Annotated in this window: 15 protein-coding genes; 11 read left to right on the plus strand and 4 right to left on the minus strand. The window is 56.5% G+C overall.

The features are described 5' to 3' along the window. Window positions 1-154: 154 nt before the first annotated feature. From IPN69_16830 to IPN69_16855, 6 genes are all read left to right on the plus strand, one after another. Window positions 155-616, plus strand: coding sequence for a fasciclin domain-containing protein (locus IPN69_16830; GenBank protein ID MBK8812376.1), 462 nt, complete (start codon window positions 155-157; stop codon window positions 614-616). A gap of 41 nt (window positions 617-657) precedes the next feature. Then, complete coding sequence (locus IPN69_16835) at window positions 658-1,050, plus strand: hypothetical protein (GenBank protein ID MBK8812377.1); 393 nt, start codon at window positions 658-660, stop codon at window positions 1,048-1,050. A gap of 357 nt (window positions 1,051-1,407) precedes the next feature. Beyond that, window positions 1,408-1,845 carry a ribose 5-phosphate isomerase B gene (rpiB, locus tag IPN69_16840; protein ID MBK8812378.1) on the plus strand — a complete coding sequence of 146 codons (438 nt, stop codon included), beginning with the start codon at window positions 1,408-1,410 and terminating at the stop codon, window positions 1,843-1,845. A 10-nt stretch (window positions 1,846-1,855) separates the two neighbouring features. Then, window positions 1,856-3,763, plus strand: a complete 1,908-nt coding sequence (locus IPN69_16845; GenBank protein MBK8812379.1) for a glycosyltransferase family 39 protein — start codon at window positions 1,856-1,858, stop codon at window positions 3,761-3,763. Window positions 3,764-3,936: 173 nt separating this feature from the next. Beyond that, window positions 3,937-5,193, plus strand: a complete 1,257-nt coding sequence (locus IPN69_16850; protein ID MBK8812380.1) for a serine hydroxymethyltransferase — start codon at window positions 3,937-3,939, stop codon at window positions 5,191-5,193. A gap of 132 nt (window positions 5,194-5,325) precedes the next feature. After that, window positions 5,326-5,997, plus strand: a complete 672-nt coding sequence (locus IPN69_16855) for a hypothetical protein (protein MBK8812381.1) — start codon at window positions 5,326-5,328, stop codon at window positions 5,995-5,997. A gap of 127 nt (window positions 5,998-6,124) precedes the next feature. Here IPN69_16855 and IPN69_16860 read toward each other — a convergent pair whose 3' ends face one another. Genes IPN69_16860 through IPN69_16870 form a run of 3 tightly spaced genes read right to left on the minus strand, consistent with a single transcriptional unit; the run spans window position 6,125 to window position 7,793 of the window. Then, a complete protein-coding gene (locus IPN69_16860) occupies window positions 6,125-6,730 on the minus strand; it encodes a hypothetical protein (GenBank protein MBK8812382.1) in 606 nt (201 codons plus the stop codon). A gap of 56 nt (window positions 6,731-6,786) precedes the next feature. Continuing rightward, complete coding sequence (locus IPN69_16865) at window positions 6,787-7,125, minus strand: hypothetical protein (GenBank protein MBK8812383.1); 339 nt, start codon at window positions 7,123-7,125, stop codon at window positions 6,787-6,789. Further along, window positions 7,122-7,793: a hypothetical protein gene (locus IPN69_16870; protein ID MBK8812384.1), complete on the minus strand. Its 672-nt coding sequence runs from the start codon at window positions 7,791-7,793 to the stop codon at window positions 7,122-7,124. Before IPN69_16870 ends, IPN69_16865 begins: the two co-directional genes overlap by 4 nt. A 150-nt stretch (window positions 7,794-7,943) precedes the next feature. Between IPN69_16870 and IPN69_16875 the strand changes: the two genes are divergently transcribed. The 5 genes from IPN69_16875 (at window position 7,944) to ald (ending at window position 14,205) form a co-directional block, all read left to right on the plus strand. After that, on the plus strand, window positions 7,944-8,780 hold the full coding sequence (locus tag IPN69_16875) for a nuclear transport factor 2 family protein (GenBank protein ID MBK8812385.1): 837 nt from the start codon (window positions 7,944-7,946) through the stop codon (window positions 8,778-8,780). Beyond that, window positions 8,780-9,736, plus strand: coding sequence for an alcohol dehydrogenase catalytic domain-containing protein (locus IPN69_16880; protein ID MBK8812386.1), 957 nt, complete (start codon window positions 8,780-8,782; stop codon window positions 9,734-9,736). Before IPN69_16875 ends, IPN69_16880 begins: the two co-directional genes overlap by 1 nt. Window positions 9,737-9,784: 48 nt before the next feature. Continuing rightward, on the plus strand, window positions 9,785-11,287 hold the full coding sequence (locus IPN69_16885) for a trypsin-like peptidase domain-containing protein (GenBank protein MBK8812387.1): 1,503 nt from the start codon (window positions 9,785-9,787) through the stop codon (window positions 11,285-11,287). Between the two features lie 65 nt (window positions 11,288-11,352). Further along, the gene (locus IPN69_16890) at window positions 11,353-12,882 is read left to right on the plus strand and encodes an aldehyde dehydrogenase family protein (GenBank protein MBK8812388.1); all 1,530 of its coding nucleotides are present in this window, start codon (window positions 11,353-11,355) and stop codon (window positions 12,880-12,882) included. 207 nt (window positions 12,883-13,089) lie between these two features. Next, entirely contained in the window at window positions 13,090-14,205 is a 1,116-nt protein-coding gene (ald, locus tag IPN69_16895) for an alanine dehydrogenase (protein ID MBK8812389.1), read from the plus strand. Window positions 14,206-14,496: 291 nt separating this feature from the next. Here the strand turns inward: ald and IPN69_16900 are convergent, their stop codons facing one another. Beyond that, window positions 14,497-14,880 (minus strand): response regulator, encoded by a 384-nt coding sequence (locus IPN69_16900; protein ID MBK8812390.1) that lies wholly within the window; start codon window positions 14,878-14,880, stop codon window positions 14,497-14,499. Between the last annotated feature and the right edge of the window lie 66 nt (window positions 14,881-14,946).

Below are 14,946 nucleotides of genomic sequence, written 5' to 3' on the forward strand. Positions count from 1 at the left end.
TTTTGTGCTTGACAGATGTGAGCGGTTTGCATAATCTAGAAATCGCTCAAACCGCTCACGAGTGTGTTGAGAGAAAAAATTCGAATAAGGGAAGGTTAATATAATGAAAAACTTTGGAATCAAATTTATCGGAATCGCCGCGGCGGCGCTGTTGATGTTCTCGGCTCTTTCGGTTTCGGCCCAGCCGGCGAAGAAGATGGAAAAGAAGGACATTGTTGACACCGCGGTTGCGGCCGGTCAGTTCACGATCCTTGCCAAGGCGCTCGAAGCCGCGGGCTTGATCGAAGCTCTCAAAGGTGAAGGAAAATTCACGGTGTTCGCTCCGACCGACGAAGCTTTTGGCAAACTTCCGGCGGGAACCCTTGAAATGCTCCTGAAACCGGAGAACAAGGAAAAGCTCAAGGCAATTCTTCTTTACCACGTAGTTTCGGGCAAAGTTGGCGCCGCGGACGTCGTCAAGCTTAACGGACAGGACGTCAAAACGCTTCAGGGCGGAACCGTCAAGGTGAACACGACGAGCGGCGTTATGGTGAATTCTTCGACGGTCGTCAAGGCAGACGTTTGGGCGAAGAACGGTGTCATCCACGTGATCGACACGGTATTGCTCCCGAACTAGTTTCCGGACTCGGGCAAACGGTTTCGGGCTGGTATTTTTTGATGGCTTCTGAAATCAGGACTTCAGCAGATTACAGGATAGAGTTCCGTGCGAATGAGAGCTACTTGTACGTCCGCGTCGAAGGTCTGAAGGACGGTGCCGAGATAAGCAAGAAGTACTGGAAGGAAATACTTGATGAAAGTCGCGAACGCAAATTGAATGGTCTTCTCGTGGAAGTGAAACTCACAGACACGATGAGCGCCGCGGAAGTTTACGAGATCGCGAAGTTCGTCGCGGAAACAGCTCCTGATGGGACGAGGATTGCCTATGTGGATCGGCGCCACTATCATCAGGAGCTCAACCGATTCGGGAATTTGGTCGCCAACAACCGCGGGTTGAATTCGCGAGTCTTCGATTCAGTCGACGAAGCCGAAATCTGGTTATTGGCAAATTAGGTCAAGGATTCGAATCATTTGCCGGTTTTGCAGTCTCCTCAGCAGTAATCAACGAACAAGGGTAGGTATCAAACAAGGGAAGTGAGGATCGTCTCCGCGGCAAACGGAGGCGATCTTTTTTTATTTCTTAGGTCCTTCAACGAGACCGGTTTCGCGAGTCACGAAGTCCTTCCATCTGCATCTTTCTGCATCTCCGCTTGCTTCGTGGTTTCAAAAAAATCGAACCGCTCAGATTTTGACAGGCCGCACGGAATCCTCGACCGGAGTTCTGATGCGGAATCCAAGTTGAACGGCTTTGCGGTTTACCGCGAAACGATTACAATTCAACGATATCAATTCAAAGGAAACTCATAAACGATGAAGATAGCGATCGGCTCTGACCACGCCGGATTCGATGAAAAGGAACTTGTGAAACGAACTCTCGACGAGATCGGAGTCGAATACGATGATGTCGGCACATATTCGCGCGATTCGGTCGATTATCCAGATTTCGCCCGGAAGGTCGGCGAACTCGTCGGCTCCGGCGCCGTCGAACGCGGAATTCTGGTCTGCGGTTCGGGAATCGGAGTCGCCATTGCCGCCAACAAGGTCGACGGTGTTCGCGCCGCGCAAGCTTGGAACGAGGAAACGGCGAGGCTTTCGCGCCAGCACAACGATGCCAACGTTCTGACGATCGGCGCGCGTGTCATCCCGCAGGACGAGATCACGAAGATCGTCAAGGCGTGGTTCGAAGCCGACTTCGAAGGCGGACGACACGCGGGACGCGTCCGGAAGATCCACGATATGGAGAAATAGCGCGGAAAAAATGTTCATCGTTTTCTTTTCGCTTTTCTTCTTTGCTTCGTGGCTGCATTTTTTCGAGCGCGCCGGTCGCGTCGGACTCAGGCTTTCCTTCCTCAAAACACTTGTTTTCGGGCTCGCGTTCATAACGCTTGCGACGGAGTGCCTTTCGTTTTTTGGAATCCTGAACATCTACGCCGTGGCATCATTCTGGTTCGTCTCGGCGACGGTCGTAATTCTGCTGATCCGCCGGCACTTCGTCCAATCCGTCCGTGCTTTCGGCGAATGCGTTTGGTCGGGGCTCCGCACGGCTTCGTTCTTTCCATCGGTCATCATCGGCCTGATTCTCCTCGTCACGCTGCTGATCGCGCTGGCGTCACCGCCGAACACATACGATTCGCAAACGTACCACCTCGCCCGGGTCGCGCACTGGATCCAGAACGGATCGGTCGCGCATTACCCGACCGTCATTCTCCGACAGCTTTACCAGCCGCCGCTGGCCGAATTCGCGATATTGCATCTCCAGATCCTGACCGGCGGCGACTTTTTCGCGAATTTGGTTCAGTGGTTCGCGCTCGTCGGATGCGCGGCCGCGGCGTCGCTGATCGTCGCCGAATTCGATTTGGGCGAAAAGCTTCAGGTGTTCGCGGCGGCGCTTGTGTTGACGCTGCCGGGGGCGGTCGTCCAGGCGTCGAGCACGCAAAACGATCTTGTCGCTTCCGTCCTCGTACTTGCCTTCTTCCTCTTTTTTCTTCGCGCCGTTAGATCGAGCGAGTTTTCCGGCGTTGGCTGGATCGGCGGCGCACTCGGATTGGCGCTGCTGACGAAAGGCACGATGTACCTTTATTGCTTTCCGATCGGCATCTTCTTTACAGTCGTCGAGTTTCTCTCGCTGGCAGACAGACAGGCCCGTTTTCAATTCCTACGCCGCATCGCAATTGTACTTTTGATCGCGGCCGCATTGAACTTCGGACATTTCTCGCGCAATTTTGCGCTTTTCGGCTCGCCGGTGTCGTCGGGCGAGGACGATGTCCGCAACCGGAATCTGACAGTTCGAATGGTGCTCGCCAATGTCGCGCGAAACTTCGCCGTCAACCTCGGGACGAAGTCGCAAACACTTCGAAACGGGATCGAAAGCTCGATGCGGAAGGCCTTCGGCGCAGAACTGAAGAATCCGGATTCGACCTGGCTCGACAATGAATTCAAGGTCGAATACTCGACTCACGAGGATCTCGCGGGGAACCTCTTGCATATTCTGCTCGTGACCTTCGCGCTCGGACTTGCGCTGTTCGCGGCCCGGCGCGCACGCGACGATAACGCGATCTATATCGCAGGTCTCGTTTTCACGATCGGTTTCGGGGTACTGCTTTTCTCGGCGCTGCTCAAATGGCAGATCTGGGCGGCGCGTCTGCAACTGCCGCTTCTGATGCTCGGCTCGGTGCTCGTCGCCTACGCGGTCGGGAAACTGGCGCCCCGCGCGGCGAACGCCTTGCTGGCGTTGACGTTCGCGGCGTCGATCCCGTTTCTGCTTTTCGCCGATCCCCGGCGGGTCTTCGCGAACGACGGCAGTTTCGTGTTCTTCAACGAATCGCGCCGGCATAAACTGTTCAAGAATCTGCCGGACGCCGAACCGTTGTATGTCGAAGCCGTCGACGTCATCAGAAAGCAGCCGAACGCGCCGGGAGCGGTCGGGCTTCATATCGAATACAATGACTTCGACTATCCGTTTTGGGGGTTATTGAAACGCGATCCGCGCGCACGTCCGCTGATCTTTCACGTCGGCGTGCCGAACGTCTCAAAGCGTCTCGCCGTTTCGCGTCCGATACCCGAGTTCGTGATCTCGACGCGGACGGAAACGACGATCGACGGCGCCGAATATCGCGAGATCTGGAGAAAGGACGTCGTTCGTGTTTTGCAACGCGAAATACCGTAAACGCCGCGCCTTTTGGACGGCGATCCGCCGATGATGCGGCGGGATCGGATGCCGGACCGTTGCAGATTTCCTGCCAAAAGCGGGCAAACGAAGATTTGTCTTGCCGGTTTTAACAAATCGCGAAATCAAAGTTAAACTTAAACTGAATCATTACAAAAGGCAGCGATATTAGTATGAACAATTCATTCAATTCAAAACTCGCGGACGTTGATCCGCTGGTCGCGGGGGCGATCGAAAATGAAACCAAACGGCAAGCGAACGGACTGGAGCTGATCGCATCCGAAAATTTCGTTTCCGAAGCGGTGCTCGAAGCGATGGGCTCGGTCTTTACGAACAAATACGCCGAAGGTTATCCCGGCAAGCGTTATTACGGCGGATGCGAGTTTTCGGACGTCGTCGAGCAACTTGCGATCGACCGCGCGAAAGAACTTTTCGGCGCGGAGCACGCCAACGTCCAGCCTCATTCAGGCGCGCAGGCAAATATGGCGGTCTTTCTGGCGTCGCTGAACCACGGCGATACGATCCTCGGAATGAGCCTCGCGCACGGCGGCCATTTGACGCACGGCCACCCGATGAACTTCTCGGGCATCAACTTCAAGGTTGAAGCCTACGGCGTTTCCCGCGAGACGGAAACGATCGACTACGACGAACTTCAGAAAAAAGCCGAGGAAACGAAGCCGAAGATGATCATTTGCGGTGCCTCCGCATATCCGCGAACGATCGACTTCGCGCGCATCGGTGAGATCGCGCGCTCGGTCGGCGCCGTCGTGATGGCCGATATCGCGCACATCGCCGGACTCGTCGCCGTCGGACTGCATCCGTCGCCGGTTCCGCATTGCGAATTCGTGACGACGACGACGCACAAGACGCTCCGCGGTCCGCGCGGCGGCTTGATCCTGTGCCGCGAAGAGTTTGCGAAAGCGATCGACAAGGCCGTTTTTCCGGGAGTTCAGGGCGGTCCGCTGATTCACATCATCTCGGCCAAAGCGGTCGCGTTCGGCGAAGCGCTGCGTAGCGATTTCAAGGGTTATCAGAAGCAGGTCATCGACAACGCTCAGGTGTTGGCAAGTGAACTTGGGTCCCAGGGATTGCGCATCGTCTCCGGCGGCACGGACAACCACCTGATGCTCGTCGATGTCTTTATGGATGGAAAGGGAATTACCGGCAAGGTCGCCGAGAAGGCGCTTGAGGCGGTTCACATCACCGTCAACAAGAACACGATACCGTTCGACACGAACTCGCCTTTCGTTGCGTCCGGAATTCGTCTGGGAACGCCGGCGCTGACGACCCGCGGAATGGGCGAGGCCGAAATGCGGCGAATCGCGAAACTTATCGCGGACATCGTCCACGATCCGGAATCCGAAGCGGTCAGGGAAAAGGTCCGCCAAGACGTTCTCGATCTGACTCAGCATTTTCCTTTGTACGGTTAGGTTGTTGAGCTTGGATTTTTGTATTTGAGGTTGATTTTCGAGCTTTGAGCTTTGAGCTCCGGGCTCCGAGTTCGTTCCAAACTCAAAGATCAAAGCTCTAACTTCCAAGCTCGAAGTTCGACCAACGAAAATATGAGTAATCTTTCAGATATCGGATTTCCGACGCCGGACGAAACTGCGATCAACGAGATGATCCTGCACGTCCTCGAGCTCGCCAAGCCGATCAAGGCGCCACAGGGCTTCTACCTTGTTTACTCCGACCCGTCCGGCGCGGAGATCTTTCTGCAGGGCAATTTTGATCAGGAACTCGTCGGATTCAATCCGCATTTTGCCGGGACGAGCCGCCTAAACGCAACTCTTGTCGGGAATATTGAACGCGATTCGTCGGATCTTGACGGCGGATTTCGCGCGGTCGTTGACGGTTCGGACGTTGAATTCGTCTTCGACGTCCCGGACTTTCGTTTGGTTCCCGAAGGCGGGTTTCCGCGCGCTGCCGAGGTTCAGTTGACCGCTTTCGGGTCGAACGATTTCAAGATCGGCGATGAATCGGCGGAGTTTTCATTCGTTCCGGCGCCGATCGTCGATCCCGAGATTCCGCCGCGGCCGATCGCGACCATCAGCGGGGAACTGGTTGGATTTGAAAAACGGAAGAACGAATTGTCGGGCGAGGAGTTCTACTGGCTGAAGGTCACGACCGTCGGCGGCGATGTCGATGTTGTCGCGGACCCTAAATGGATCAGATCCGAACCGTCAAAGGGGAACACCGTGTCGGGGACGTTTTGGCTTTCCGGGAGAACGATTTGAATTGGGATTTGGGAATTCGGATTTGTGATTTGCGGCAAGTCAGAACCGCCTGCGTGAGCGGGCGGGCAACCACTGCACTTTTGGCCCTGGAATTCGGAATGCCCGGAATCCCGGATCCGTTATCAAGTCATTCGTTCCCGAACCATTCTTCGAGCGCCCGGCGGGCGTCTTCAGACTCGTATTCGATCGCTTTTAGCTCCAGCGCGACGCGAGCGATGTCTTCGTAAATCGGATCTTCAAGCGACGGAAGGACCTCTTCGACGGGCATCAGCGCGATCGTTTCCATCGCGATCGCCCTTATTGCGGGAGTCGTTGTTTGGCGGGCGATCTCACACATCTCGCCGACCGAGAAACGGTCGCCGAGGATGTCGGCAAGCTTGTCGATCTGCTTGTAATCGCGGCGTTCGAGCGCTCGCTGGGCGAGCTGAATGAAAACTTCGGCCGATTCGGTCTGCGTCTGCAGTACAGAGACGCACGTCTCCGCAAGCTGCGAGATCTCGTCAAGCCGCTCGCGGTCATCGTTCGTTTTCGAATCTTTCGCCTGTTCGTCGAGAACGGACAGAAGTCCGCTTAACTCCCAATCTGACTGCGGATCGTATGAAAATTTCTGCGAGGGCGAGGTCGGAGACGTCCCGCGCTTCGCCTCCAAAGCGCCGACGATCATCTTTTTTGTCATCGGCCGCAAGCCTTCCCAAACACTCTCAACCCGCGCACCGAAGTCTTTTATCATCATTTCAACAACCTAAGTGTGCCCGCGACGCCAGAGTCTGTCAAGCAATACCTCACGTATCAGCTTCCGCGTGCGAACGTTGCTTTCATCCGGCGAGCGACTGAGTCCAGCGCGTCTTCCCGCGTTTCGTCGATTTCGACGTCGCTGAGGACCGTGACCAGCGCGTACGGGGTTCCGCCCAACCGCCGAAGTTCCCAGGATTCGCTTCCGGGCTGCGATACCCTCGAGAACCAAAGCCCGTCGAAATCATCGGTTACCACCGAAACCGATCCGAAAAGCGAATTCGATGTCTCGCCGAGTGCTTCGGAACTTGGCCGTGAAAGCAAAACACGGCGTAGTACCCAGCCGTGTTTTGCGTAAAGCTTCAGGATTTCCCGGACTTCATTCGGGTCGATCATTTCTCTTTAGCCGCTTTAGGGGCCCGTTTCGGATTCGTGAAGTTGGCGTTGGCGTTGGCGTTCGGTCCCGGAACCAGATTCGGATTGTTGGCATTCGCCGCTTCCTGTTCGATCACCGTTTGGCTCTTTCCGGGCGATTTCCACTTGCCGCCGAACGCGTCGCCGAAGGCCGCCTTCCAACTTCCGTCTTCGAGGACGAACGGCAAATCGTCCCATTGTTTGCGGGTCGAGTTCCAGACTTCGACGGCCGCGAAACCGCCTTTGATCCGTTCGTCGCGAAGTTCCGGCATCGTGTCGGCGAAGGTCGTTTCGGTGAAGCCGTTCTTGACCACTTCCTCAACCGTTTTCTTTTGCTGCCCGGCCGCCATTTCGGCGAGTCCGAGCGAGCCCTTTGAAAGCATCGCCTTGATCTTGGTCGGATCCTGACTCTTAACCGCGGCAAAAAGCATCCGGTACGCTTCGCTCGGCGAAGTCGCGTTTCCGACGGGATAATCGGTCATCGTCGGCGGCTTCGTTTCCGGCGTCGGGGTCGTGCCGCCGTTGATGTTCGGCTTGGTGTTGACGGTGTTCGCCGAGTTTGTCGGTTTCTTGGCACAGGCGAACGCAAAGACAACCGCCGACGCAACAAGCGCCAGCGCAACGATCTTCTGAAAATTTCCTAACTGCATATTCTGTAAGCTTCCTCTCAGGGTCAAGAAATTATGATAAAGCAAACCGACGAAGCCGACAATCGCCGATTCTGGATTCAGAACTTAGCCGGAGCTGCAATTTACTAAGGCCGCACGTTCGTTCTATGATAAACGTTCGAAACTTTCGATATGAAGACCTGTCCGAGCTGCAATTCTCAATACACCGACGACACCCTGCGTTTCTGTCTTCAGGACGGAACGCCGCTCGTGGAGCCCTCCGGAGCGCCCACGATCGCATTCAACGAACAGGAAACGTTTGTTTCGGCGCGGCCGACAAATCCGCCGATCGCGGGTTTTGAACGCCAGACCCAGCCGATGCTGGCACCGGCGCCGGCGCCGGCAAGGTCGAATCTTCTGATCGTCGCCGTGCTCATCCTGGCCGTCCTGCTGCTTGCCTTCGTCGGGGTCGGAGCCTGGATCATCTACACCGGCGGTTCGCCCTATTCGCGCACGAATCCGATGCTCGCTAATGCGAACACGGACAAGCCCGTAACGTCGTCAAAACCGCGAACCGACACGGCCGTCAACAAGCCGGCCTCAAACGTGAAAGCCAATTCAAATGCGAACGCGGATTCGCAGCAGATCAAGACCGACGTCGCCGAACGTATTGAAGCTTGGCGGACCGGAATTGAAGCGGTCAATCTCGACCGCTTTATGGAAAACTATGCCGAATCGGTCGATTACTATAATGGCCGCGGGACGACGCGCGCGGCCGTCCGGGACGACAAACAGCGGGCTTTCGTAAAATTCGATTCGATGAAGATGACGATCTCGAATATGACGATCACGCCGGGTGCGGGCGGAACGCGCGCGGTCGCGGTCTTCGATAAGGAATGGATCTTCACGAACGCCGCCGGCGAACGCAACGCGGGCAAGGTCCGCCAGCAGTTGACGCTTGAGAAGATCAACGGAAAATGGCTCATCATCCTTGAAAAAGACTTGAAGATCATCCAGAGACCGTCCTGATGAAAGCGCTTAGATTTACCGATAACACATTGAAAATGGAGGACTTGGCTTTGCCCACCGCGATCGGCGAAGCGCTTGTGCGCGTCGTTCGCTCGGGAATTTGCAACACCGACCTTGAAATCGTTCGGGGCTATGCGGGTTTTTCGGGAACGATCGGACACGAGTTCGTCGGGATCGTCGAAGAATGCGCGGAAAATCCGGCGCTCGTCGGAAAACGCGTTGTCGGCGAGATCAATGTCGGTTGCGGAATTTGCGGTCTTTGCCGGGCCGGCGACTCGCGGCATTGTCCGGCACGGACCGTTCTCGGGATCAAGGGCCGCGATGGCGCGCACGCCGGATTTCTGAATCTCCCGGCCCGCAATCTGCTTGAGGTTCCGGCCGGCGTCAGCGACGAACAGGCCATCTTCACCGAACCGCTTGCCGCCGCCTACGGAATCACCGAACAGGTCGAGATCGGAAAGGATACGCGTGTCGCCGTGATCGGCGACGGCAAACTCGGAATTCTATGCGCCCTGAGCCTCGCGCTCGAAAGCGATCGGGTCGTTTTGATCGGGAAGCACCGGGAAAAACTATCCGTTGCCCGGAAGCGTAATATCGAAACCGACTTCGCCGAGAGCGGCGCGAAGCGCGCCGGCGAGTTTGATGTCGTCGTCGAGGCGAGCGGCAGCGAGTCCGGCTTCGATCTGGCGGCGGAACTCGTTCGGCCACGCGGCAAGATAGTCCTGAAATCGACGTTCGCCGGAAAGACGAGTCTCGATCTCTGGCGCGTGGTCGTGGACGAGATCTCCGTCGTCGGCTCACGTTGCGGCCGTTTCGCTCCGGCGCTGCAGTTAATGGCCGGCGGCCGGATCAATGTTGAAGATATGATATCGGATGAGTTTCGCCTCGAAGACGGTGTCGAGGCGATGCGCCGCGCCGCCGAGAAAGGCGTTCTCAAGGTTATGCTCACGATGTAGTTCGGAGTGTTATAATCGGATCAACCGGCGTTTTTTGGAGGTCCCGTTATGAGGTTTTGCGGAAAGACTTTTCTTGTTTTCGTGGCGGTCTCGGTGCTCGCGGTTTCAGCGATCGCGCAGACCGGGGTCGAGCGTTCGCGGGCGGCGGCGATCACGCCCGAAAAACTCTCGTCTTCGTTTGCCGAGGTTGCGAAATCCGTCGAATCCGCCGTTGTCAATATCGACACGCGCTCGAAAAGCTCGGAGATCGGGATCAAGGACAATAGCGGCGGAAAGGCGGATGGGATCGACGAAATGCTGCGCCGCCAGGAGCGTCGGCAGTCGGTCGCGGTCGGCAGCGGCTTCATCTTCGACAAATCGGGCTTTATCGTCACGAACTCGCACGTCGTCGAAGACGCTGCAAGGATCTTCGTACAGCTTCCGGGCGGCGAGGAGTTCGTCGCAACACTCGTCGGGATCGATGAGGAAACGGATCTTGCGGTGCTCAAGATCGATGCCGGCCGCGAACTTCCGGTACTCAGATTCGCTGATTCCGAAACATCACGCGTCGGCGATTGGGTGCTTGCCTTCGGTTCGCCGTTCGGGCTCGCGAACACGGTCACGGCCGGCATAATCTCGCAGGTAAAACGCGAAACGCCGGGGACTCCGCTCCGGCCGTTCCAAAAATTCATACAGACGGACGCCGCCATAAATCGCGGAAACTCGGGCGGGCCGCTCGTCAATATGAACGGCGAGGTAATCGGAATCAATTCGCAGATCGCAACATCGACCGGCGACAGCAACGGAATCGGCTTTGCGCTTCCGTCCAACGAGGCGGCGCGGGTTTTGCGGCAGATCGTCGAGTACGGAAAGGTCCGACGCGGGTATTTGGGCGTCAATATGGACTCGGTAAAAGCCGAGTTCGCAAAGGTTTACGGTTTGGACGAAGCGCGTGGAGCGGTGATCACGAACATTTCGGACAAGCGAAGCGCGGCGGCTGTCGCCGGACTTCTTGCGGGCGACATCATTCTCGAGGTTGACGGCAAAAGGATCGCGGACGCACAGGATCTGATCGAAAAGGTCGCCGCGAGCGCGCCTGACCAAACCGTCGAGATGACGATCATTCGCGAGGCCGGAGCTAAGCTTGAACGGATGTCGCTTCCGGTGAAACTCGGTGAACGTCCGACAGTTACGAAGCAACTGCCAAATAGCGAGCGTCGCGTCCTACCGGTCGATGGCCGGACGGAACCGTTGAACCCGTTCGGACTGACGATGTCCGAACTGACGCCGACGATCGCCGCGGCATACAAGATCGAAGGGCAGAAGGGCGTTGTTGTCAAAACGATCAGCCCGACGAGTTTCATTGCCGATGTTCGCGCCGCGAACGGAGACGATGCGTTGCGTGAAGGAGACGTCATCGTTCGCGTCAACCGCGTTCCGGTCACTGATCTGAAGACGTTCAATGATGTCGCCGGCAAATTGAAAAAGGGCGATGCCGTGGTCCTGAATGTGCTCAGCGTCAACGCCGCGCGCGTTTCGGTTCCGAAGATCGTTCAGTTTACGGTCCGCTGATTTGTCGGGCGAATGTCATTTGACGATTAACAATTTAGAATCAACGATTTACAATTCACAAAGTTATGTCCAAAACAAAAGAATCGAAAAAGAAAACTACCAAAACACCGACCTACCACAACTACATCGCCGGCGAATGGGTGAAATCGTCGTCGGGCGAATGGTTTGAAAATTTGAATCCGGCCGATACGACCGATGTCGTCGGTCGTTTTCCGAAATCGAACGCGGAAGACGTAAACCGCGCCGTCGATGCCGCGAAATCGGCCGCCACGCGCTGGCGCCGGACTCCGGCCCCGAAACGCGCCGAGATCCTTTTCCGGCTCGGCGAGATTCTGCGCGAGAACAAGGACGAATTCACGCGCCAGATGACGCGCGAGATGGGCAAGGTTTTGAAAGAAGCCGGCGGCGATGTTCAGGAAGCGATCGACTGCACTTATTACACGGCCGGCGAAGGCCGCCGTCTTCACGGATTCACGACGCCGGCCGAAATGCCGAACAAATTCGCGATGTGCGTCCGCCAGCCGGTCGGCGTCTGCGGTCTGATCACGCCCTTCAACTTCCCGATGGCGATCCCGTCGTGGAAACTGATCCCGGCGCTCGTGTGCGGCAACACGGTCGTCATCAAATCGGGCGAAGACGTGCCGCTTTCGACGATAAATCTCGTCAAGGCGTGCGAAGAGGCCGGAATTCCGAAAGGTGTCGTCAACGTCGTCAACGGTTTCGGCGATGCCGGCGCGGCGCTTGTGAGACATCACGACGTGCGCTTGATCTCGTTTACGGGTTCGACCGATACCGGCCGCATCATCGCCGAAAAATGCGCCGCCGACAACAAGATCGTCTCGCTCGAAATGGGCGGCAAGAACGCGATAATCGTGATGGACGACGCCGATATCGACAACGCGGTCGACGGCTCGCTGTGGGGCGCGTTCGGAACCAGCGGCCAGCGTTGCACCGCTTCGTCGCGGCTCGTCGTGCACAAGAAAATCTACAAGAAATTCTGCGAAAAACTCGTCGAACGCGTCAAGAAACTCAAGGTAGGCAACGGACTAGATCCGAAAACCGAGGTCGGACCTGTGATCAATCAAAAGCAGATGGAAAAGATCCTCGGCTACATCGAGATCGGCCAAAAGGAAGACAAGGCGACGCTCGCGGTCGGTGGAAGCCGTCTGACGAAGGGCGACTATAAGAACGGCTGGTTTATCGAGCCGACGGTCTTCACGAACGTCGACCGCAATCATCGCGTCGGCCAGGAAGAGATCTTCGGGCCGGTGACGTCGGTCATTCCGTTCTCGACTCTCGAAGAGGCGATCGACATCGTCAACGACGTCAAATACGGACTTTCGTCGGCGATCTACACGCAGGACGTCAACCAGGCGTTTTACGCGATGCAGGAACTCTACACGGGCATTTGTTACGTCAACTCGGCGACCATCGGCGCGGAAGTCCACCTCCCGTTCGGCGGGACGAAGGGAACCGGCAACGGCCATCGCGAAGCGGGAACCCAGGTGCTCGACATTTTCAGCGAATGGAAGGCGCTGTACATCGATTACTCGGGCAAACTGCAGAAAGCGCAGATCGACGAGGTTGAGATCTGACGGACCGCGGGCAACGGAGCGCGGGCATCCTGCCCGCCCGCGCAGCAAAAGCCGAGCTTGAATTAAAGGGAACGCGCGGGCAGAGATGCCCGCGCTCCGTTCGCCAAAATATTCGCTGATGCCTTTTTCTTATTCCGCAAAACAACGTAAAATCGACCAACATAGGCATTACTTATCACAACATAACTCTGGAGAATTTTTTGCACAATGAAAATCGGATTACCTAAAGAGATCAAAGACAACGAGTATCGGGTTGGTTTGACCCCGGCGGGCGTGAATGCGCTGACGAATTCGGGGCATGAGGTTTTTGTCCAAAGAACGGCCGGACAGGGGTCGGGTTTTAGCGACGAGAATTACGTCAACGCCGGCGGGATCTTGCTCGATACAGCGGACGAAGTTTGGGCGACTGGCGATATGATCGTCAAGGTCAAGGAACCGATCGCGCCGGAGTATCCGCGGATGCGCGAAGATCAGGTTCTGTTCACATATTTACACCTGGCGCCGGAATTCGAACTCACGAAGCAGATGATGAACCGCAAGGTCACGGGGGTCGCGTACGAAACGATCACCGACAAACTGGGCCGTCTGCCGCTGCTGACGCCGATGTCGGAGGTGGCGGGCCGGATGTCGGTTCAGGTCGGCGCGACATACCTTGAAAAAATGAACGGCGGACGCGGAATTCTGCTTGGCGGCGTCCCGGGAGTGCCGGCGGCGAACGTTGTCATCATCGGCGGCGGCGTGGTCGGGACCGAGGCCGCGAAAATGGCCGTTGGACTTGGCGCGCACGTGACGATCATCGACATCAATCTCGATCGCCTGCGTCAACTCGATGACATTTTTCTTTCGAAGGTTCAAACCCTTGCCTCGTCGCGTTATGCGATCCGCGAAGCGATCTCGCACGCCGATCTCGTCATCGGCGGCGTTCTCGTCGTCGGCGCCGCGGCCCCGAAACTCGTCACGCGCGATATGCTGAAGGACATTCCGAACGGCGCTGTTTTGGTCGATGTCGCCGTCGATCAGGGCGGCTGTTTCGAAACGACGCACGCGACGACGCACTCGAATCCGACTTTTTACGAGGAAGGCGTGCTTCATTACTGCGTTGCGAATATGCCGGGCGCGGTTCCGCGAACCTCGACCTTTGCACTCACGAACGCGACGCTGCCGTACGCGCTCGCGCTCGCCAACAAAGGCTTCGCACAAGCAATCGCCGACGATGCCGGACTCAAGGAAGGCGTCAACACCTTCGCCGGAAAATGTACATACGAAGCGGTCGCGACTTCGCAGAACATTGAATACACGCCGCTCGATGATCTGCTCGGATAGTTTTTGAGAGATTGCCGCTTTTTGAAGCGCCGATTTTTCGGGAGCGAAACGAATCACGAATAAAAAACACCACGTGGGACGAAAGCCCTACGTGGTGTTTCCGCTCATCCCGGATTACGCGAAAGAGAATGCCGCCCGCGAATTCTCGCAAATGAACCGTCGCCGGGAGTTACGGTGCTGGCGGCAAACCTGGCGCGTGGTTTCGCGCAAAGATCGCTAAATCCGCAAAGAATTCAGCACTGCGACGAATTCGAAAACAAATTTGACTTCGCTTTTTCGACGGCATTGGAATCAATCGATCTTCTCATTGCCGATCAGTCGCTCAAGTGTTCGCAGCAAGGTCTCTTGCAAATTCGTGTCTTTCGTCAGAAAAGCGTCGGAAAACCGGCCGTCATTCGCGTTTTCTTCGAGCCCACTGAGGATCACGCAAGGTAGCGGACGAGATTCCGGCCTCGCTTGGATCAAGCGGCATAACTCGTATCCGGACAGATTCGGCATAATCGCATCCGCGACGACGGCATCGAAAACGTTCTTGTTAATGAGTTCCATCGCGACCAGGCCGTCTTCCGCCAGATCAACGGCGTAGCCCGCCTTTGTTAAAATGATCGCGATGAACCTGCGCATCGAAGAATCGTCTTCCGCAAGCAGAATGCGCTTTTTATTACTGGTCGCCATAGACACACCGAGCCCCTCCAAACATTGGAAACAAATGTCTTTGGGGATAGACGAACGATCGTGAGG

Source organism: Acidobacteriota bacterium (assembly GCA_016715115.1).
Taxonomy (GTDB): Bacteria; Acidobacteriota; Blastocatellia; order Pyrinomonadales; family Pyrinomonadaceae; genus JAFDVJ01.

Bases quoted from the DNA above. Each gene is read 5' to 3' on its own strand.
- IPN69_16830 (MBK8812376.1), top strand. From the start codon at position 155: ATGTTCTCGGCTCTTTCGGTTTCGGCCCAGCCGGCGAAGAAGATGGAA.
- IPN69_16835 (MBK8812377.1), top strand. From the start codon at position 658: ATGGCTTCTGAAATCAGGACTTCAGCAGATTACAGGATAGAGTTCCGT.
- rpiB (MBK8812378.1), top strand. From the start codon at position 1,408: ATGAAGATAGCGATCGGCTCTGACCACGCCGGATTCGATGAAAAGGAA.
- IPN69_16845 (MBK8812379.1), top strand. From the start codon at position 1,856: ATGTTCATCGTTTTCTTTTCGCTTTTCTTCTTTGCTTCGTGGCTGCAT.
- IPN69_16850 (MBK8812380.1), top strand. From the start codon at position 3,937: ATGAACAATTCATTCAATTCAAAACTCGCGGACGTTGATCCGCTGGTC.
- IPN69_16855 (MBK8812381.1), top strand. From the start codon at position 5,326: ATGAGTAATCTTTCAGATATCGGATTTCCGACGCCGGACGAAACTGCG.
- IPN69_16860 (MBK8812382.1), bottom strand. From the start codon at position 6,730: ATGATGATAAAAGACTTCGGTGCGCGGGTTGAGAGTGTTTGGGAAGGC.
- IPN69_16865 (MBK8812383.1), bottom strand. From the start codon at position 7,125: ATGATCGACCCGAATGAAGTCCGGGAAATCCTGAAGCTTTACGCAAAA.
- IPN69_16870 (MBK8812384.1), bottom strand. From the start codon at position 7,793: ATGCAGTTAGGAAATTTTCAGAAGATCGTTGCGCTGGCGCTTGTTGCG.
- IPN69_16875 (MBK8812385.1), top strand. From the start codon at position 7,944: ATGAAGACCTGTCCGAGCTGCAATTCTCAATACACCGACGACACCCTG.
- IPN69_16880 (MBK8812386.1), top strand. From the start codon at position 8,780: ATGAAAGCGCTTAGATTTACCGATAACACATTGAAAATGGAGGACTTG.
- IPN69_16885 (MBK8812387.1), top strand. From the start codon at position 9,785: ATGAGGTTTTGCGGAAAGACTTTTCTTGTTTTCGTGGCGGTCTCGGTG.
- IPN69_16890 (MBK8812388.1), top strand. From the start codon at position 11,353: ATGTCCAAAACAAAAGAATCGAAAAAGAAAACTACCAAAACACCGACC.
- ald (MBK8812389.1), top strand. From the start codon at position 13,090: ATGAAAATCGGATTACCTAAAGAGATCAAAGACAACGAGTATCGGGTT.
- IPN69_16900 (MBK8812390.1), bottom strand. From the start codon at position 14,880: ATGGCGACCAGTAATAAAAAGCGCATTCTGCTTGCGGAAGACGATTCT.